The organism is Pseudomonas maioricensis, assembly GCF_022790535.1.
GTDB classification, from domain to species: Bacteria; Pseudomonadota; Gammaproteobacteria; order Pseudomonadales; family Pseudomonadaceae; genus Aquipseudomonas; species Aquipseudomonas maioricensis.
Genome location: NZ_LOHG01000008.1, coordinates 235,727 through 253,012 on the forward strand (window position 1 = coordinate 235,727; position 17,286 = coordinate 253,012).

Consider the following 17,286-nt stretch of genomic DNA (forward strand, 5'->3'; position numbering starts at 1 on the left):
TGACGGCGCGGTTTGAATCTATAGAATAGCGCCCGTCACCAAGACGCGGGAATAGCTCAGTTGGTAGAGCACGACCTTGCCAAGGTCGGGGTCGCGAGTTCGAGTCTCGTTTCCCGCTCCAAGTTTGTACGCATTGAGTGTTTGCGGTTTAAGCACTGAATGTTTGAGGCCGAGTAGCAAAATGGTTATGCCGCGGATTGCAAATCCGCTTACGCCGGTTCGATTCCGACCTCGGCCTCCACTATTAAAGAACCCGAAGATTAACGTCTTCGGGTTTTTTATTGTCTTCGATAAAGCCATTCCCTTAATATTTTTTAGACCTTTGAGGTGACTCGTTCATGAGTCTTGCAGCCGCGTGCCCTCTGGCTCACGGCTAGCGGGTTGGACGAGGCAGCGATTTATCATGGTGAAAATCAGAGGATAAATGAGGATGAGGTACGACGAAAAATTAATCGAAGAGGCTGTGCTCGCCCTGCTGGCAACCTTCAGTTTCAACAACGGCAATGCATGGAAAGGGTTCGACTTCGAGATCATGAATCGGCTGCACGAGCATGGTTTCATCGATGATCCTGTCGGTAAAAAGAAGTCGGTCTGGTTAACGGCCGAAGGCCGCGAGCGGGGCAGAGAAATAGCCGACCGGCTGTTTGGTATGGGCGCTCAAGCGAGGGACGCATCCAGTACTGAGAGCTGACTAACCGCTATGACTGCACATGGGACGCAGCGAACTCAGTGCCTAAAGTCACCAGACTACTTCAACGCTTTGCTCAGGCAGGAAAAGGCCAGGCGGCATGTCTGCCGTCGGGACGGTCTGGAAAAGACGGGGTATATAGTGTTTTATGCCGTCGAATTTTCAGGATTGTCAGACAATGAGAATGGATGAGCAGTATTTCGAGGACTTCCGGTGCGTTGTGTGTGATTGTCGGCCTTTTGATCCGAGTGACGGAACCCTCAGCGGCCTTTACAGCATTGAAGATTTGGTGGATGAGCCGTGCGCAGGGTGTGGCCACGCCATGACCCTTGAAGACCTCGAGGCCATGACGCATGCGGCCGAGCTTCATATGATCAGGTCGCTGTTTGCCCCAGGTTGACAGTGGTTATTACGCTAACGTCATCACACTGGCGTTAGCAGCCTGCGAATGGCGCGATAAACTCTCCGCCGATATCGCACTTTTTCCCGTTTTCCCGATCTATGTCTGTCCCGGCCGTGCTGATTTCCTGCGCGGACAACTGCAAGACATGGTGCCGATGGATCGCCCGCTACCTGTATTTCTCGTTCGATGGATGCGCCGACCGCTGTTGTTGGCTGCGATTTTTTTACTGGGTATCGGCGGTTGCAGTCAGCAACAGAGCCGCGATATTGCCAATCAGTTCAGCAAAGGCAAGCCTGACGAAATTTTCCAGACCAGTGTCGATCGCATGGCAACACTAGGCATGCACGATAACTTGCAAAGCCTCTATCTGCTGATGAACAAGCTCTACCTGCGCAACCCCAGCCAGTGGCGTCAGTCGGGTTATACGGATGCCATCAGTGCTGCTCGGGCGATCCGTCAGGCCATCGAGCAGCGTCAGCCGCTCCCCGCGCTTGGGGACCGCCGTGATCTGGCGGCGCTGAGCTATTCCCTCAGTCCAGAGTTTCGTGGCGACCGTGTGGGCGCCTTCATCTACGCGATTGGCAGCATGCTTATCACGGCGCATGGCGGACGCACCGAGTTCTACGTGACTGACTCAATCAATCCACAATTCGTCAGCAACGCCGCTCGTAATATCGAGAAAGCCACCTGGTTACTCAGTCAGCGCCAGGATGCCAATGGCGTGTTATTGCTGTTTTCCAATGAGATATCGGACCAATCCAGCAATCTCAGTTTTGCCGTCGAGTTTGGCAAGATCGTTGCCCGTCTTGATCTGCTCGCGCAGATCCTCGATGAGCGTTATCGGCGTATTGGCCTCAATTACGCTCAAAGCTTGTTGCTGATGAACTTCCTGCCGGTGCAGTAGTGATTTGGTGTGTTCTTACCGTGTCAGGATGAGCAGCAGATGATTTGAACTGCTGCAACCTCAGGGTGCCGAAACTGAAACAACCATGAGGACAGCGTGATGACTGAAGAAAAGAAAGAAACCGGGAAAGAAACCAGGAAAGACGACACACCGGCTCACTCCACCAAGGAAGAGCGCGAGCGCCTGAAGGACTTCAATAAGGGGGGGATTCCGCCTGGCGCTTGCTGATTGATCAGCTATTCGTCGCTATTTGTGCCTCGCTTCAAGGTGCAAATAGCGAGCAGTCGGTGCACCGCGAGCGCTACTCAGCACGTCCCCGTACAATTCTCCCGGCCTTCACTTCATCCGCAAAACCCAGCAGACGGGCTTCCGAGGTCTGATAGTTATTAACGACCTCCTGCATTGCATCAGCCTCTGCCTGATTACCCGCATCCGCCAGGGCGTTGGCCTTCCCGTGCAGATCGGCAGCCGACCATTTGAGCAAAAACGCCGCTGAAATCAGCGCCTCTCGAAGTTCCTGATTGTCCTTGCCGGTGTTCATATTGCTTCCCTGTGAAAATGGCTGACGCTGCACTCCACAAGCCGAGGCGTGGCGAAAACAGTCTCAGCGTGATTCGGATAACAAGCAGTGAGAATAGTTACAGAGCGAAAATCAACAAGGGCCTGTCGGAAACGCGTCGGCGCATTGTGATTTAATGGCTCCGTTTTCGAGAAGGAGAAAGTGATCATGGATAAAGCTTTTCGCCAACCGATGTTCATCGTTGGAATACCGCTAACAATCTGCGGGTTTGTATTTGGGCTGAACGGATTGCTCGCAGACCGCACGTTTGCATACATGGCGCCAGGCTTGTTGATACCTGGGCTGGTTTTCATGCTCGTTGGGTGGAAGCAGCGCAATAAGTGATTAGCCAATCGAGTCAGGAAAGGGGGGGGATCTGGTCAGAGCCGTTATCTCTAGAGATCGACCAGCATCGTTCTGATTATCAGGATTTGACCAGTCAGTTTGAATTGTCGACCGCGCTCCCTGTCAGCTTTCTTTTAGGGAGGAAAGCTTATGGCAGTCACACTGAAAACGCTCACGGGTGAGGAAATCCCCACAGAACATCGCCGTCCAGACCTTGAAGCTCTGATCGTTGTGCAAAGTCATGACGGTTCACTTCATTATCTGGAGTCCGACGAAGAAGCGGCGAATCTTGTGGTTGATCTTCATAAGGAAGATCAAGAGGAGGGTGGCTGAACAGGCATGGCGTACTGGCTGCTTTAGTGCGGTAGACCAATTCGCATTGTCGCGCCATCATGTCGCGTCTGCGCGGTCGGAGTGAAAGAAAAAAAGCCCGGCCGTAGCGTCGGGCTTTAGTTGTCTAGTACATAAGGACATGGTCATGCGGGTTGTCTCGTTCGTAACTTTTTTTGCTATAACGCTTGCTGGTTGCTCTGGAATTCCTTCCGTTCCATACGAAGAGCCTACCCAATCAGAGGGTGTGGCGCGTATTCGTGTCATCACGAACTCCAGCGTGTATGGAGACAGCATCACTGGCAGTTGCGCCCCGGCTACCCGTCATATGATGGCTGACGCCGGACGTTTTGGGCGTGATGGAACAGCGAACATCAACTATCCGCAGTTCCCCCTCAGGTTGGCGAACATTGGCATGCCAAATAGAGTTGCGCCCACTCTTGCCGAATACGTACCGGCAATCCGGATGGGCGAGGGAGTGTACAAAGAGGTAGTCACCGAGTACCGCGTCAGGGCTGACCAGCCATTCCAAATCGCAACTCTGGGCGCAACCATTGGCAGCTATGGCAGTACTTACTCGTCCTGCGGTGGCCAGGCGCTCGTTTATAAACTGGAGCCTGGTAAAGACTACGAAGCGTTGGTCGGGGTGGGTACCAGACCCAACAAAGATGGCGGGCAAGCGCTTGTTTGCATGCTTGGGGTTATCGAACTTTTGCCTTTGCCCGGCACTTCAATCGTCATTCCCAAAAGGCTGACGCCTGCCGAGCCGCCGAAGGCGGTCTGCAAAAACTAACTTGCACAGCCCGATGCTATCCTCGGGCTTTTCGAAGAGAGATCACAATGCGTTTTTGGGCAGGAACTTTAGTAGCGGCAGCTTTTGTAGTTTTGGTGGGGTGCAGCGCGTCTACTGCCCAAAAAATTGATAAATTTGCCACCTTGCGTGCTTGGGAGTTTTACCGCACAGACATTAAGTACGGATATTTTGACGAAAAAACTGGCGTCCGCCTGGCTGGGAATTTTCAGCCAGCGATGCTGCCGTTAAGGATTGCTGACAATGATGAATGGATGGACTTCACCGCTGAAAAGCGTGGCGGCTACATTATTTTTGGCAACCGTTTACAGCGAAAGACATTTCCGACGGGTTTAGAACCCATCGCAGAATTTATTGCCTGGGCTGATCTATCAGCGACGCAGCGGACGGCGAGCGCTAAAAAACTAAATGCGAGGGATGAGTTCACCGCCATTAACGCGCGAGTTGTGGCTGAAAACGGCACAGGTGAACCTCTACTGATTTTCAAGAAAAACTCGCTTTCATTCACAAGTCCGTCGAGCTATTCGATAGATCTGCCCAATGCCAGAGAGATGGTGCGTAGAGCCTTTATCTGGAACAGTGCTGCCGAATCGAAAGTATCTGACTGACTGTGACGCTTCATGCTCGACAACCCTTTACCCCCGCACTTGCTCTGGTGCCATGACTGCGGCGCGCAAGGGCCGGGCATTGACTCGATCATGAACGACCGTGCCTGCGGCAACCTGCTTCAAGAAACCCGCAATGTGAGCGTTTTTTTGGCTTTAAGTACTATAAACACCCTGCGTCGTTCGGAGAGGCCCAGCGTTGCGTGCTACCTTATTGAGATCAATGACGGAGCATGGAATCAGGAATGCCAGCGCTAGCTAGAAACCTTGTATTTATCTTATTTCCCTTGTCCCTGGCCGCACTGGGCTACTCCGTTGAAGGATTCCGAGATAATCCTGCGGATGCCTCAAATGCCTATGGGCTTCCACCTGTCGTAATGTACTTCGTAGTGCTGATGGCGGTGGGTACTTTTTCACTTTGTCTGGCTGGCCTTGGCAAGCTATTGGAGCGTCAGTCGACACTGGGTAGCGGTAAGAACATAGTGCTACGGCTGCTGTGCTATTCGCCGTTGTTGCTGTCAGCATGTCTGACCGCTTTTGTTAGTGCGGCATACGCTCTGAGCTCTTCGGCCGGCTTCGCTGCACTCGTTCTTTCGCTGATTTCAGCGGCAAGCGTTTTGTATTGGCTATCACGTGGACCTGCCGCGAATCAGAGGTAGCAGATTAGCGATTGTTTGTAATAAGCCTGGCCTAACCGCCAGGCTTTTTTGTGTGTCGGATTTATCTGTAATTAGTAAAGCCACGGCATGATCTAGAATCCAATTGCAAGCCAGGCAAGTCGATATTGTGCGGCGGGATTCCCTTCATCAGATGAACGTTTGAGTAGGGGGGTAGCTTCCGCCAATAGTAAGCGTATTTTTTTTGTGAGAGCGTCTTTTTTTTCTTCGGGGAATTTGTCTTTATCGGATAGCTGACGCCGAATATTGAATAGTTCGTTATTCAGATCATCAATTTCGTTCAGGTAAGGCAGCGCCTTGAAGTACAGCGCCTCGGCCCCCGGTGAAACATCAATTGGCACCGCGATTGCGAGATCAGTGAACCAAGCCGCTAAGGCTAGATAAAGATGTCCGACACCGCTTTTAGCCACTGCGTCATCCTCTTGGTAATCTGCTTAGGTGGATTATTCAGAGCCTACTATAGCGCCATGTTCGATCGTCACATCAAGTTTCATGAGTTAACCGAGCCAGTGAGTATTGACCCTCGCCAATACCGCCAACCGACCACTAACTCAATCCTGCTTTTGCACTACTGCGCTTTGCACATCCGTCATCTCCGTGATGCGAAGCAGGCCTGTAACGATTCTTGGTGTTGCCGCATCATGATCTGCATATTCGAACGTTTCTCGCTCGAATCCGTGTAACCGTAGGTGTCTTCTATTTTGTATTGGAGTCGGGAAATATCGCTCCGGATCGATTCGCATTGGTCGTTCTGCATCTTGACCAACCTTGCATTCGCGGCAGAGAGCTCAGAGCTGAGTTTTGTGTAAGCATCTCTCCATTTCTCATTTACTTTCAGGTTTTCATCATTCGTCCGAGCAAGTTCAGAACTTCTGCTTTTCTCGGTATCCAGAGAGCTTTTGAGTTGCCCGTAGTCGATACCTCCCAAAACTAATGCGGAAAGACCGGCGCCTATAAGTGCAGCAATCGGTACTGCCACAGCCAATTTCGAGATGGTCGACCAGAAGTCGGTGTCTGTAGGATGCTGCGCCATACCGTTGTCCTTGGTAAAACGGGCATTTTCTGACGCATCTGAAGCTAAAAGCAATGTATTGATAAGGCGGGCAAGAAAGTGAATAGACCTGAGCCACCTGCATTGTTGCGCAACATTACGGAGGTTGGATTTCGATTTACACCTTCGCCCGAAGCGGTGGGAAAGGATAAAGGTTGAGATCCTTGCCGACACCGGCAGCATTCAAAACCAGGACTACGCGCATCTGATAGATGCTGACATCCGGGTGATGTGGGCATCGTCCGGCTACACCAGGCAGGGGCGGACTGTCCTCGGCCAGGCTGAACACGTCATGTGTGGAAATCTAGAATTGCGGCAATTTAAACAACAAGGGCTTACCCGATAAAATCGCGGTAAGCCCTTGTTTTAAATGTGGTGCCCCGAGCCGGGGTCGAACCGGCACGTCCAAAGGACGAGGGATTTTAAGTCCCTTGCGTCTACCAATTTCGCCATCGGGGCGGTAGCGCTGAAGAGCAGGGAATATATACATCCAACCCCCTTGAAGCAAGCCCGCAAGATATTGAAATAAGACAAGATCTTGCTTTTGCGGCTGGAAAAAAGGGTTGGGCCTCTTCTGCGGTTGGTTGAGGCCCATCGGTTACGGCGGTGGCGGTGATCAATTACGTGTTAACGACTTGCTTCAAAAATGGCGCTGTGCGGCTCGCCTTAACCTTGATGATCTGTTCAGGCGTGCCCGCGGCGACAATCTGGCCGCCCTGATCACCCGCGCCGGGGCCGATGTCGATGACCCAGTCACTCTGCGCCACAACGCGCATTTCGTGCTCGACCACCACGACACTGTTTCCGGCGTCCACCAGGTGATTGAGCTGTTTGAGCAGACGGTCGACGTCAGTGGGGTGCAGGCCGGTGGTGGGCTCATCCAGCACGTATAAGGTGGCGCCACGCTGGGTGCGTTGCAGCTCGGTGGCCAATTTGATGCGCTGCGCTTCTCCGCCCGAGAGTTCGGTCGCCGGTTGTCCAAGGCGCAGGTAGCCCAGGCCGATATCGCGGAGCACGGTCAGCGGCCGCAATACGGCAGGTTGGTCTTTGAACCGTTCAACAGCGTCATCTACGGTGAGCCGCAGTACCTCGGCGATGTTCAAGCCTTGCCATTTGACGGTCAGGGTTTGCGGGTTATAGCGTGCGCCATGGCAGGTAGAGCAGGGGGCATAAACGCTGGGCATGAACAGCAATTCAACGCTGACAAAACCTTCGCCTTCGCACACCGGGCATCTGCCTTTGGCTACGTTGAAAGAGAACTGTCCTGCGTCGTAGCCCTCTTTGCGGGATTGCGGGGTCGCCGCGAACAGCTTGCGGACCTGATCGAAGAGTCCGGTGTAGGTCGCAAGGTTCGAACGGGGCGTACGACCGATAGGCTTCTGGTCAACCTTGACCAGCCGGCGAATGGCGTCAAGGCCCGCGACGACGCTGCCGCTGGCAGACTGTGGCGCATCGTCTTCAAGGCTAGGGGTTTCTGTGTCGTTGTTTTCAGTGGCATGCCCCAGATGGCCGCCTACCAGCTCCAGCAAGGCGTGGCTGACGAGGCTCGACTTCCCTGATCCGGAAATGCCGGTCACGGAAGTGAAGCAGCCGAGCGGGAATGCTGCGCTCAGATTGTTGAGGTTATTGCGGGTAACGCCTTCCAGTTTTAACCAGTCCTTGGGCTGACGTCGCTTCGGTTTGCTGGCTTTGCCTGTCGCGAACAGATGCAGGCGGGTTTGTGATGCCTCGACTTCGGCCAAGCCAGCGGGCGGGCCGCTATACAGAACGCGCCCGCCGTGTTCGCCAGCAGCAGGGCCGACGTCGATCAACCAGTCGGCGCGCCGCATGGTTTCGAGATCGTGCTCTACGACGAACAGTGAGTTGCCCGCGTCTTTAAGGCGCTGCAGTGCGTTGAAGAGAGCTTCGCCATCGGCGGGATGCAGTCCGGCCGATGGTTCGTCCAGCACATAGATGACGCCAAACAGTTGGGAGCCGAGCTGGGTCGCTAGCCGCAGCCGTTGCAATTCGCCGGACGAAAGCGTGGGCGTGCTGCGCTCAAGAGCCAGATAGCCGAGGCCCAGATCAGTCAGTGTGCTGACTCGGCCCAACAGGTCCTGAGCAATACGCTGCGCTGCTATGCGCTTTTCGACGGAAAGATCATCTTTGAGTGGTGCGTCTGACGCGGCAACCGGGCGCAGCACCTCTGCGAGCTGCAGCAGGGACATTTGCGCCAGTTCGCCAATATCGAAACCGGCGAATTTTACCGAGAGCGCGGTTTGGGTGAGGCGCTTGCCGTCGCACAGTGAGCACGGACTGCCGATCATGAATTGTGCGACGCGCTTTTTCATCAGTGCGCTTTGGGAGTGGGTGAAGGTGTGCAGCACGTATTTTCGGGCGCCGGTGAAGGTGCCCTGGTAGCTCGGCTCCAGCTTCTGCTTCAGCGCCTTCCGGGTTTGCGCAGGTGTCAGGCCCGCGTATACCGGTGCGGTGGGTTGTTCATCGGTGAACAGGATCCAGTCGCGCTGCTTTTTCGGCAGATCTCGCCACGGAATGTCCACGTCATAGCCCAGAGTGACCAGGATGTCCCGCAGGTTCTGGCCTTGCCACGCCGTTGGCCATGAAGCAATGGCACGTTGGCGGATGGTCAGTGAGTCATCCGGGACCATCGACTGCTCGGTGACTTCATAAACCCTGCCCAGCCCGTGACATTGTGGGCAAGCGCCTTGCGGCGTGTTGGGCGAGAAGTCTTCCGCGTACAACATGGGCTGTCCTGCCGGGTAGCTGCCCGCTCGTGAGTAGAGCATGCGGATCAGGCTCGACAGCGTCGTGACACTGCCTACGGAGGAGCGTGTGCTCGGTGTGCCGCGTTGTTGTTGCAACGCGACTGCGGGCGGCAACCCTTCAATGGAGTCGACGTCAGGTACACCGACCTGGTCAATCAGCCTTCTGGCGTACGGTGCGACGGATTCGAAATAGCGCCGCTGGGCTTCGGCATAGAGCGTCGAGAAAGCCAGCGAAGATTTGCCTGAACCGGATACTCCCGTGAATACAACCAGGGCATCACGGGGAACGTCGACGTCGACGTTCTTCAAGTTGTGTTCGCGTGCGCCCCGGACCCTGACAAAACCGCTGCGTTGCAGTGGTTCAGCGGATGAAAGCGTCTTCTGGTCAGGGGGCGTGTGCTGTGAGGTCATCGTCCAGCCTTGTCGTTCAAAATGGCGACGGCAGGGCGCGCGCCTGTTGCAAAGGGAAACAGCTCAGGGTTTGACCGTTTCGGTGGAAGGGGCCGTCGGAACCTTCGGGGTGTGGCCCTGATCGTCTTGCCGATTGCCCGTTTGCTTTTCTTCGGTTCTGGATTCCTGCGTGCGCTGCTCATGGTCGGCGATGTCGGCCGGGCTTTGCTCAGGGGCGTTGAGATTGTTGCTTTGATTGTCGCGTTTGTCATGAGCCATTTTCAGATCTCCGAAGGTTACAGGGTTACGATCCGGCAACATTGCTGATCGTTCAATCGGATGGGTGTGCGTTTATGCTCGTGTCGTTCGTCGGCTGCTGGACGCGTAAGTGCAAACTGTCGGCCAGGCAGTAGGTCATCCGGTGATAGCCGTCGCGTCTTTAATCTGTGCGAGTCACCGCATCCGCCGTGTTCCGGCTTTAGTCTGGAGTGCCATAGGTGTTTCGCGAGGTGTTACTTACGTCGGAGCTATTGGTTTTTGATGTAGGACTGGTCCTACAATCTTAGGATCTGTTGTAGGAAGTTAGCTGTTGGCGGTTTAATTCAGTGATTGCTAAAGAATTAACGGATCTGGTGTGGAGCAAGCTGACCCATGAAAGAGATAGGTAAACGGCTCCGAGAGGAGCGCAGGCGGCTAGGGTTGTCCCAGCGTGATCTTGGTTTGCTGGGTGGCGTTGCCGCCAATGCCCAGGGCAAGTATGAAGGCGGTGAGCGTGCACCCAGAGCGGATTATCTCGCTGCATTGGCCCGGGCTGGCGTTGATGTTCTGTATGTCCTGACTAATCGCCGAACTGCACGAATCCAGATAGACAGCGCGTCAGGCAAACTTGACGGTGGAACCGCCAACCCACAATTGTTATTGGCTGAAGTCCAGCACGCCGTCCGGCACTTCGTATCGACTCTGGAGGAGCTATCCAGCGGCTACGAACCTGAGGACAGGCGCACCAAGCTTTAGAAGCTAAAGCCTTGATCGCAACGCGAAAGGCGTCAGTCGCAAGCTTGTATCCATTCAGGCGACGGTTGGGGGTCACGTTTTGCCCGATGACTCGGCAACGACCTTTTCCGCCAGACTCTGCAGATAAGTTGCGAGGGCAACTTCTTCCAGGCGCAAGCCTTTACGTTGCCGGGTTCGCGGTAACAGGGCGAGTTCACCGAGCAGGAAACCTTCCAGTACGGCCGGGTGGATATAGCACTTGCGGCAGATCGCCGGGGTGTTCCCTAACTGCCGGGCTACCTCCTTCACCATTTCAACGATATGTTTTTTGGCATCTGCTTCGGGTTCCCAATGCAGCTTGCGCAGTGTGGCCAATGCCAGCGCGCTGCCAGCCCAGGTCCGGTAGTCTTTGGCCGTAAAGTCCGCGCCTGTGAGTTGATGCAGGTACGCGTTGATATCCGAAGAACTCACTGTATGGCGTTCGCCTTTGTCGTCCAGGTACTGGAACAGGTTCTGGCCGGGCAACTCCATACAGCGTTTGATGACCTTCGCCAGGCGGCGGTCCGTCACACTGATCTGATGCTCGACGCCGCTTTTGCCACGAAACTCAAAAACGATATCGTTGCCATGCACTTCAACGTGTTTATTGCGCAGGGTCGTCAGTCCGTAGGAGCGGTTGTCCCGGGCGTACTGGCTGTTGCCAATGCGGATCAGTGTCGCATCGAGTAGCGAAACCACTGTAGCCATCACCTTGTCGCGGCCAATGCCGGGTTCTGCAAGCTGAGCTTCGATTTTCTTCCGGACCTTGGGCAGCGCCAGGCCGAATTCGATCATTCGTGAGTATTTGTTCTGATCACGCACTTCCCGCCAGCGTGGGTGATAGCGGTATTGCTTGCGTCCACGTGCATCGCGGCCGGTGGCTTGTAAATGTCCGCGTGGGTCAGGGCAAATCCAGACGTCGGTGTAAGCCGGAGGGATGACAAGGGCATTGATCCGCTTGATTTCCGCTTCGTCACGAATCCGTTGGCCGTCTCTGTCGAAGTAGACAAACTTGCCTCGCAGGATTTTTCGGCTAAAGCCGGCTTGCGTATCTTCAACGTAATGCAGGTCTGGAGGCAGTTGGTCAACGACAGTCGAATCAGGCATGGCAGCAATCCACAAGGCAGTTATGTGGATTGACCGCGGCGGTTCTCAGGGGTGCCCAGTATTTGTGATCAGGCCAGGACCGCCACCGATTTGATCTGTGCCCAGAGTTGCTGCCCCGGCACGAGCCGTAGTTGATCACGCGAGTATCGGGTGATCCGCGCCAACAAGGGCGTGCCTGCCGCGTCCAGTCGGACCAGCACATGCGCCGTATTGTCTGCGGGGATCTCGCTGATCACAGTGACTGGCAGCCGATTGAGGATGCTGCTCTGGTCGTCGGGGTGCAGGTTGAGGCTGACGTCCCGCGCCTGCACCTTGAAGCGTAAAGCCTTGCCTGATGGCAGCGGCGTATGGGCTAGGCGCATTCGCAGCACGCTGTGGGGCAGGGCGACGCTGAGCAATTGATACTCGGCGTCGTAGGCAACGACGGACCCTTCAATCACCACGCCAGCGTCGTCGCCCATGGCCATGGGTAAGTCCAGTCGCGCCAGGGTTTCGCCAATGGGACCGCTTGCCAGGGCTTTGCCGTCGCTCATGAGGACCAGATGATCGGCCAGACGTGCCACCTCGTCCTGAGAGTGACTGACGTAAAGCATGGGGATCTCCAGCTCATCGTGCAGACGCTCCAGATACGGCAGAATTTCACTTTTGCGTTTCGCGTCCAGCGCCGCGAGAGGTTCGTCGAGCAATAGCAGGCGCGGGCTGGTCAGCAGCGCTCTGGCGATACCCACCCGTTGTCGCTCTCCACCAGAGAGCTTGTCAGGGCGTCGCTCCTGCAGATGTTCGATGCCCAGTAACTGTGTGGCGTGGTGCAGGTCGACATGGCGCTGATCGGCCGCAATACGGCGCAGGCCAAACTCCAGATTGCCCCGCACCGATAAATGCGGAAACAGACTCGCTTCCTGAAAAACATAACCAAGTGCACGCTTGTGCGGGGGCACGAACAGGCCTTTGGCAGTGTCCTGCCAGACTTCATCGTTGATTTGAATAAGCCCTTGCCGAGGTTTTTCCAGCCCTGCAATGCAGCGCAGGCAAGTGGTTTTGCCCGAGCCCGAGTGGCCATACAGCGCAGTCACTCCGCGCCCCGGTAAGCGTAGATCGACGTCTACGCTGAAGGCCGGGTATTCCATCTGCAACCGCACCTGGATCTCGGAAGTCATGGATCAGCTCCAGGCCGCTTTGGTCTTGCCGCTTGAGTAAAGCGCCAGAAGAACCAGGAAAGAAAACACTACCATTGAACCCGCCAGCCAATGCGCCTGCAGGTACTCCATGGATTCCACATGATCGAAGATCTGTACGGAAACCACGCGGGTCTTGTCCGGGATATTGCCGCCAATCATCAACACCACGCCAAATTCGCCGACCGTGTGAGCGAAACCAAGAATCGCGCCGGTGATGAAGCCAGGCTTGGCAAGCGGTAATACGACACTGAAAAAGGTATCCCAAGGGTTGGCGCGCAGCGTTGCCGCCACTTCCAGCGGACGTGTACCGATGGCAGAGAAGGCGTTTTGCAAAGGCTGCACAACAAAGGGCATGGAATAAAGCACCGAACCAATGACCAAACCAGGAAAGCTGAACGTCAGCGTTCCCAAACCCAGGCTTTGAGTCAGTTGACCGACAGTACCGTTAGGGCCGAGCAATAACAGCAGGTAAAACCCGATGACCGTGGGCGGTAGCACCAGAGGCAAGGCGACGATGGCCCCGATCGGGCCCTTGAGCCAGGAGCGGGTATGGGCCAGCCATAAGGCGATAGGTGTGCCGATCACCAGCAGAATCAAGGTAGTCAGCGACGCCAGTTTCAGGGTCAACCAGATTGCAGCGAAGTCGGTACTGTCGAGCGGCATTTACAGTTGGTATCCGAAGGATTTGATCACAGCGGCAGCTTTTGGACCTTTGAGGTATTCAACCAGCGCTTTGGCTGCAGCGTTGTCTTTGCCTTTGTTGAGAATCACGGCGTCTTGTTTGATCGGGTCGTGCAACTCGGCCGGTACGATCCAGGCCGAGCCGCCATTCACTTTGCCGTCTTTATAAATCTGCGACAGGGCGACAAAACCCAGCTCGGCATTGCCAGTGGAGACGAACTGATACGCCTGGGTGATGCTTTGACCTTCGACGATTTTGGCTTTGGTCGCATCAGTGAGGCCGAGTTTGGCGAGTACCTGCGTGGCGGCCAAACCGTACGGGGCGGCTTTCGGGTTAGCGATGGACAAGTGCTGGTATTCATTTTTCTTCAGCACGTCGCCTTTAGCGTCGACATAGCCTTCTTTGGCCGACCACAGGGCCAGCGTTCCGACGGCGTAGGTAAAGCGCGAGCCCTTGACGATGTCACCTTCGCTTTCCAGCTTGGCCGGGGTGGTGTCATCGGCGGCGAGGAACACTTCGAACGGCGCGCCGTTTTTGATCTGGGTGTAGAACTGCCCGGTGGAGCCGAATGCCGCGACCAGTTTATGGCCGGTGTCCGCTTCAAAATCCTTGGCAATGGCCTGAATGGGTGCGGTGAAGTTCGCGGCAACGGCGACCTGTACTTCGTCAGCGAAGGCAGGGCTCATCGCCAATGCGGCGATCACGCCCGCCAGGGATTTGAAGGCGAGATGACGGGGGAAAGAGGGCATTGAAAGGTTCCATGTAAAAGCAGGGCATAAAACGACCGGGTACCGGCCATTCGCTATATATATAAATATATAGCGATGCTTTGTTCCATGGGAAGCTAAGTTTTATGGCCGGATGAGTTTTTCCAGCGCCTGGCGTGCAATCAGCCGGGTTAATTGTTCAGCACCATGCTCATGTTTGATCCCCACCGACTGTCCGGCCCAGAGGTTCATGAAGTCGCCGTTGCCCAAAGGTTCGGCAATTGCCCGCAAAGGCATCAGGGCGCCACCTGCCAACGGGAATGCCGGTGCCAGCGTGCTCATAGGACCCAGTTCAGCCATCACCCGATTGACGATGCCACGGGCCGGGCGCCCGGTGAAAATGTTGGTCAGCGCGGTCTGGCTGCTATCTGCGGTGCGTAGCGCCTTGTAGTGAGGCTTGCTGACCTTGGCTTCGGCACAGAACAGGTAGGCCGTACCGATCTGTACCGCGCAGGCGCCGAGCATGAATGCCGCGGCGATCCCACGCCCATCAGCAATGCCGCCAGCGGCAATCACCGGCACGCTGACTGCGTCCACGATCTGCGGCACCAGCGCCAGGGTGCCGATCTGTGTGGTCAGTTCTGTGCTGAGGAAGATCCCCCGGTGCCCGCCAGCTTCGTAGCCCATGGCAATGATGGCGTCACAGCCATTTGCCTCCAGCCAGACCGCTTCGGCAACGGTTGTGGCTGATGAGATGACCTTGGCACCGCTTGCCTTGACCCTTGCAAGCAGGTCGGGTTCGGGCAGCCCGAAGTGGAAACTGACGACTTCGGGTTTCAAGGTTTCGACCAGTTCGCAACTGGCGAGATCAAAGGGGGCACGGCTGGATACCGGCGTAGGGGCATCAACGTCAGCGCCCAACTCAAGGTAATAAGGCCGCAGTGCCTCCTTCCAGTTTTCGTGACTTTGCGGATCATCCTGAGGCGGTTGATGGCAGAAGAAATTCAGGTTCAGCGGTGCCTTGGTGTGTTGACGTATGAGCGCGACTTCATCGCGGATTTGCTGTGGGCTCAGCATCGCACACGGGAGGGAGGCGAGACCGCCAGCATTGCCTACCGCGATGGCCATCGCGGAACCGCCTGCGCCCGCCATCGGCGCGAGAAGAATGGGCAGTTCAATCCCGAACACATCAAGGAGGCGAGTATCAGGCCAAGCGTTCATAGAGGCTCCGTGCGGTTTTTTTGGGGAAGCGCTATTGAGCGTGTGTGAGAGGCATTTGGCAACCGGTCACTGAGCGTATTTGACATAAGAGACGATCGGTCTAATATTGCCTACCATGACTATACCCGCAATGAAACGCCGCCCAGGCAGGCCACCCAAGGTCGACCGGGAAAATTTTGAAACCCGCGAAGTGCTGATCCGCTGCGGCACGCAAGTGCTGACTGAGCAGGGTTTCACCGCTACGGGCATCGATTACATCCTCAAGCGGGTGGGTGTGCCCAAGGGTTCTTTCTATCATTACTTTCCCAGCAAGGAAGCGTTCGGCCACGCCGTACTGGAGAGCTATGCCGATTACTTCTCGCAAAAGCTGGATCGCTGGCTGCTCGATGAAACGTTGACGCCCCTTGAGCGTCTGGTGGGTTTTGTGCAAAACGCCAAAGCGGGTATGGCGCGTCATGATTATCGACGTGGCTGTCTGGTGGGCAATCTCGGGCAGGAAGTCAGCATGCTGCCTGAAGGTTTTCGGGAAGTTCTGGAGGGTATTTTTCTCGATTGGCAAACACGTTTGAGCGCCTGTTTTCGAGCAGCTCAGGCACAAGGTGAGCTGGCGCGTCACGCGGATTGCGACGAGTTGGCGGCGTTCTTCTGGATTGGCTGGGAAGGTGCGGTGCTGCGCGCGCGTCTGGTTGCCAGTGAGGCGCCGCTTAACACCTATATTTCGGGGTTTCTTCGCGGGCTGCCGCAATAAGCCTTTTCAAACATTAAAAGACGATCGGTCTAAATTGGAGGCAAGCATGTTCAAAGGCATCTTGATCGAAAAAGACGACACGGGTTATCGCTCGACGCTGGCGCAGATCAGTGAGGAATCGCTGCCGGATGGCGACGTGACCGTGGATGTGTCGTACAGCACCCTGAACTACAAGGATGGGTTGGCGATCACGGGCAAGGGACCTATCGTTCGCAGCTTTCCAATGGTGCCCGGTGTGGATCTTGCCGGGACCGTGACCCTCAGCAGTGATCCGGATTTTGCAGTCGGCGATCAGGTATTACTCAACGGCTGGGGTGTTGGAGAGGGTCATTGGGGTGGGCTGGCGCAGAAAGCCCGCCTGCAAGGTAAATGGTTGATCCGTTTGCCTGCGGCGTTCAGTGCCGCACAGGCCATGGCGATCGGGACCGCAGGTTACACGGCGATGCTGGCGGTGATGGCGCTGGAAAACAACGGTGTGACGCCAGACAAGGGCGATGTGCTGGTCACTGGAGCCAATGGTGGCGTGGGCAGTTTCGCCGTGGCCATTCTTGCCCGGCTGGGCTACCGGGTAGTGGCGTCCACCGGGCGCCTGAATGAAAGCTCTTATCTTGAGCAACTGGGGGCGGCCGAGATCATTGACCGCCACACGTTGTCGGAACCCGGAAGGCCCTTGATCAAAGAACGCTGGGCGGGTGCGATCGATTCGATTGGCAGCCATACACTGGCCAACATCTGCGCGGCCACTCGTTATCGCGGCACGGTAGCCGCGTGTGGTCTGGCGCAGGGCATGGAGTTTCCCGCGTCGGTTGCACCGTTCATTTTGCGTGGCATTACTCTCGCGGGCATCGACAGCGTCACCCGGCCTCGCGAGGACAGAGTGGCTGCCTGGGCCAGGCTGGCGACTGATCTGGATCTTTCGTTACTGCCGCTGATCAGCCGTGAAATCGGCCTGAGCGACGTGATCGACATCGCGCCCAGACTCCTGGCAGGTGAGGTCCGGGGCAGGGTGGTTGTGGATGTAAACCGCTAGCCGCGACTGAGCGCTGCGATGATCTTTAGGAGCCGAGCTTGCTTGCGATACAC

Annotated in this window: 20 protein-coding genes and 3 tRNA genes; 12 read left to right on the forward strand and 11 right to left on the reverse strand. The window is 55.8% G+C overall.

The window, feature by feature from the left end; translation table 11 throughout:
- Nucleotides 1–45 precede the first annotated feature (45 nt).
- The 5 genes from AUC61_RS14990 to AUC61_RS26440 all read left to right on the forward strand — a co-directional run bounded on the left by AUC61_RS14990 (nt 46) and on the right by AUC61_RS26440 (nt 2,223).
- Nucleotides 46–121: transfer RNA gene (locus tag AUC61_RS14990), tRNA-Gly, on the forward strand.
- A 46-nt stretch (nt 122–167) separates the two neighbouring features.
- Nucleotides 168–241: transfer RNA gene (locus AUC61_RS14995), tRNA-Cys, on the forward strand.
- Between the two features lie 189 nt (nt 242–430).
- Nucleotides 431–691 carry a DUF6429 family protein gene (locus tag AUC61_RS15000; RefSeq protein ID WP_243247036.1) on the forward strand — a complete coding sequence of 87 codons (261 nt, stop codon included), beginning with the start codon at nt 431–433 and terminating at the stop codon, nt 689–691.
- Between the two features lie 590 nt (nt 692–1,281).
- Complete coding sequence (locus AUC61_RS15005; protein ID WP_422765347.1) at nt 1,282–1,995, forward strand: hypothetical protein; 714 nt, start codon at nt 1,282–1,284, stop codon at nt 1,993–1,995.
- A gap of 99 nt (nt 1,996–2,094) precedes the next feature.
- The gene (locus AUC61_RS26440) at nt 2,095–2,223 is read left to right on the forward strand and encodes a hypothetical protein (RefSeq protein WP_279291038.1); all 129 of its coding nucleotides are present in this window, start codon (nt 2,095–2,097) and stop codon (nt 2,221–2,223) included.
- A gap of 73 nt (nt 2,224–2,296) precedes the next feature.
- On the opposite strand, the gene AUC61_RS15010 is transcribed toward AUC61_RS26440, so the two are convergent.
- A complete protein-coding gene (locus AUC61_RS15010; protein ID WP_243247037.1) occupies nt 2,297–2,536 on the reverse strand; it encodes a hypothetical protein in 240 nt (79 codons plus the stop codon).
- 186 nt (nt 2,537–2,722) lie between these two features.
- Here AUC61_RS15010 and AUC61_RS15015 point away from each other — a divergent pair, with 186 nt between their 5' ends.
- The 4 genes from AUC61_RS15015 to AUC61_RS15030 all read left to right on the forward strand — a co-directional run bounded on the left by AUC61_RS15015 (nt 2,723) and on the right by AUC61_RS15030 (nt 4,648).
- The gene (locus tag AUC61_RS15015) at nt 2,723–2,899 is read left to right on the forward strand and encodes a hypothetical protein (protein ID WP_243247038.1); all 177 of its coding nucleotides are present in this window, start codon (nt 2,723–2,725) and stop codon (nt 2,897–2,899) included.
- Between the two features lie 150 nt (nt 2,900–3,049).
- Nucleotides 3,050–3,232: a hypothetical protein gene (locus AUC61_RS15020; protein ID WP_243247039.1), complete on the forward strand. Its 183-nt coding sequence runs from the start codon at nt 3,050–3,052 to the stop codon at nt 3,230–3,232.
- Between the two features lie 145 nt (nt 3,233–3,377).
- Nucleotides 3,378–4,022 carry a hypothetical protein gene (locus AUC61_RS15025; protein WP_243247040.1) on the forward strand — a complete coding sequence of 215 codons (645 nt, stop codon included), beginning with the start codon at nt 3,378–3,380 and terminating at the stop codon, nt 4,020–4,022.
- Nucleotides 4,023–4,069: 47 nt separating this feature from the next.
- Nucleotides 4,070–4,648, forward strand: coding sequence for a hypothetical protein (locus AUC61_RS15030; protein WP_243247041.1), 579 nt, complete (start codon nt 4,070–4,072; stop codon nt 4,646–4,648).
- A 748-nt stretch (nt 4,649–5,396) separates the two neighbouring features.
- Here AUC61_RS15030 and AUC61_RS15035 read toward each other — a convergent pair.
- From AUC61_RS15035 to AUC61_RS15060, 5 genes are all read right to left on the reverse strand, one after another.
- The gene (locus AUC61_RS15035; RefSeq protein WP_243247042.1) at nt 5,397–5,732 is read right to left on the reverse strand and encodes a hypothetical protein; all 336 of its coding nucleotides are present in this window, start codon (nt 5,730–5,732) and stop codon (nt 5,397–5,399) included.
- Nucleotides 5,733–5,911: 179 nt separating this feature from the next.
- Nucleotides 5,912–6,355: a hypothetical protein gene (locus AUC61_RS15040; RefSeq protein WP_243247043.1), complete on the reverse strand. Its 444-nt coding sequence runs from the start codon at nt 6,353–6,355 to the stop codon at nt 5,912–5,914.
- Nucleotides 6,356–6,746: 391 nt separating this feature from the next.
- Nucleotides 6,747–6,832, reverse strand: a tRNA-Leu gene (locus AUC61_RS15050).
- 161 nt (nt 6,833–6,993) lie between these two features.
- Nucleotides 6,994–9,549, reverse strand: a complete 2,556-nt coding sequence (uvrA, locus tag AUC61_RS15055) for an excinuclease ABC subunit UvrA (protein ID WP_243247044.1) — start codon at nt 9,547–9,549, stop codon at nt 6,994–6,996.
- A 63-nt stretch (nt 9,550–9,612) separates the two neighbouring features.
- Nucleotides 9,613–9,807, reverse strand: coding sequence for a hypothetical protein (locus AUC61_RS15060; protein WP_243247045.1), 195 nt, complete (start codon nt 9,805–9,807; stop codon nt 9,613–9,615).
- Nucleotides 9,808–10,179: 372 nt separating this feature from the next.
- Here AUC61_RS15060 and AUC61_RS15065 point away from each other — a divergent pair, with 372 nt between their 5' ends.
- Nucleotides 10,180–10,542, forward strand: a complete 363-nt coding sequence (locus AUC61_RS15065; protein WP_243247046.1) for a helix-turn-helix domain-containing protein — start codon at nt 10,180–10,182, stop codon at nt 10,540–10,542.
- Nucleotides 10,543–10,614: 72 nt separating this feature from the next.
- Here AUC61_RS15065 and AUC61_RS15070 read toward each other — a convergent pair whose 3' ends face one another.
- The 5 genes from AUC61_RS15070 to AUC61_RS15090 all read right to left on the reverse strand — a co-directional run bounded on the left by AUC61_RS15070 (nt 10,615) and on the right by AUC61_RS15090 (nt 15,455).
- A complete protein-coding gene (locus AUC61_RS15070; RefSeq protein WP_243247047.1) occupies nt 10,615–11,667 on the reverse strand; it encodes a DNA topoisomerase IB in 1,053 nt (350 codons plus the stop codon).
- 68 nt (nt 11,668–11,735) lie between these two features.
- On the reverse strand, nt 11,736–12,824 hold the full coding sequence (gene modC, locus AUC61_RS15075) for a molybdenum ABC transporter ATP-binding protein (RefSeq protein ID WP_243247048.1): 1,089 nt from the start codon (nt 12,822–12,824) through the stop codon (nt 11,736–11,738).
- A 3-nt stretch (nt 12,825–12,827) separates the two neighbouring features.
- Nucleotides 12,828–13,508 carry a molybdate ABC transporter permease subunit gene (gene modB, locus AUC61_RS15080; RefSeq protein ID WP_243247049.1) on the reverse strand — a complete coding sequence of 227 codons (681 nt, stop codon included), beginning with the start codon at nt 13,506–13,508 and terminating at the stop codon, nt 12,828–12,830.
- A complete protein-coding gene (modA, locus tag AUC61_RS15085) occupies nt 13,509–14,213 on the reverse strand; it encodes a molybdate ABC transporter substrate-binding protein (RefSeq protein ID WP_422765348.1) in 705 nt (234 codons plus the stop codon).
- A gap of 165 nt (nt 14,214–14,378) precedes the next feature.
- On the reverse strand, nt 14,379–15,455 hold the full coding sequence (locus tag AUC61_RS15090; protein WP_243247051.1) for an NAD(P)H-dependent flavin oxidoreductase: 1,077 nt from the start codon (nt 15,453–15,455) through the stop codon (nt 14,379–14,381).
- A 115-nt stretch (nt 15,456–15,570) separates the two neighbouring features.
- Between AUC61_RS15090 and acuR the strand changes: the two genes are divergently transcribed.
- Entirely contained in the window at nt 15,571–16,203 is a 633-nt protein-coding gene (gene acuR, locus AUC61_RS15095) for an acrylate utilization transcriptional regulator AcuR (protein ID WP_479692268.1), read from the forward strand.
- A 46-nt stretch (nt 16,204–16,249) separates the two neighbouring features.
- Entirely contained in the window at nt 16,250–17,233 is a 984-nt protein-coding gene (acuI, locus tag AUC61_RS15100; RefSeq protein WP_243247053.1) for an acrylyl-CoA reductase (NADPH), read from the forward strand.
- The last annotated feature ends 53 nt before the right edge of the window (nt 17,234–17,286 follow it).

Bases quoted from the DNA above. Each gene is read 5' to 3' on its own strand.
- AUC61_RS15000 (WP_243247036.1), top strand. From the start codon at position 431: ATGAGGTACGACGAAAAATTAATCGAAGAGGCTGTGCTCGCCCTGCTG.
- AUC61_RS15005 (WP_422765347.1), top strand. From the start codon at position 1,282: ATGCGCCGACCGCTGTTGTTGGCTGCGATTTTTTTACTGGGTATCGGC.
- AUC61_RS26440 (WP_279291038.1), top strand. From the start codon at position 2,095: ATGACTGAAGAAAAGAAAGAAACCGGGAAAGAAACCAGGAAAGACGAC.
- AUC61_RS15010 (WP_243247037.1), bottom strand. From the start codon at position 2,536: ATGAACACCGGCAAGGACAATCAGGAACTTCGAGAGGCGCTGATTTCA.
- AUC61_RS15015 (WP_243247038.1), top strand. From the start codon at position 2,723: ATGGATAAAGCTTTTCGCCAACCGATGTTCATCGTTGGAATACCGCTA.
- AUC61_RS15020 (WP_243247039.1), top strand. From the start codon at position 3,050: ATGGCAGTCACACTGAAAACGCTCACGGGTGAGGAAATCCCCACAGAA.
- AUC61_RS15025 (WP_243247040.1), top strand. From the start codon at position 3,378: ATGCGGGTTGTCTCGTTCGTAACTTTTTTTGCTATAACGCTTGCTGGT.
- AUC61_RS15030 (WP_243247041.1), top strand. From the start codon at position 4,070: ATGCGTTTTTGGGCAGGAACTTTAGTAGCGGCAGCTTTTGTAGTTTTG.
- AUC61_RS15040 (WP_243247043.1), bottom strand. From the start codon at position 6,355: ATGGCGCAGCATCCTACAGACACCGACTTCTGGTCGACCATCTCGAAA.
- uvrA (WP_243247044.1), bottom strand. From the start codon at position 9,549: ATGACCTCACAGCACACGCCCCCTGACCAGAAGACGCTTTCATCCGCT.
- AUC61_RS15060 (WP_243247045.1), bottom strand. From the start codon at position 9,807: ATGGCTCATGACAAACGCGACAATCAAAGCAACAATCTCAACGCCCCT.
- AUC61_RS15065 (WP_243247046.1), top strand. From the start codon at position 10,180: ATGAAAGAGATAGGTAAACGGCTCCGAGAGGAGCGCAGGCGGCTAGGG.
- AUC61_RS15070 (WP_243247047.1), bottom strand. From the start codon at position 11,667: ATGCCTGATTCGACTGTCGTTGACCAACTGCCTCCAGACCTGCATTAC.
- modC (WP_243247048.1), bottom strand. From the start codon at position 12,824: ATGACTTCCGAGATCCAGGTGCGGTTGCAGATGGAATACCCGGCCTTC.
- modB (WP_243247049.1), bottom strand. From the start codon at position 13,508: ATGCCGCTCGACAGTACCGACTTCGCTGCAATCTGGTTGACCCTGAAA.
- modA (WP_422765348.1), bottom strand. From the start codon at position 14,213: ATGAGCCCTGCCTTCGCTGACGAAGTACAGGTCGCCGTTGCCGCGAAC.
- AUC61_RS15090 (WP_243247051.1), bottom strand. From the start codon at position 15,455: ATGAACGCTTGGCCTGATACTCGCCTCCTTGATGTGTTCGGGATTGAA.
- acuR (WP_479692268.1), top strand. From the start codon at position 15,571: ATGACTATACCCGCAATGAAACGCCGCCCAGGCAGGCCACCCAAGGTC.
- acuI (WP_243247053.1), top strand. From the start codon at position 16,250: ATGTTCAAAGGCATCTTGATCGAAAAAGACGACACGGGTTATCGCTCG.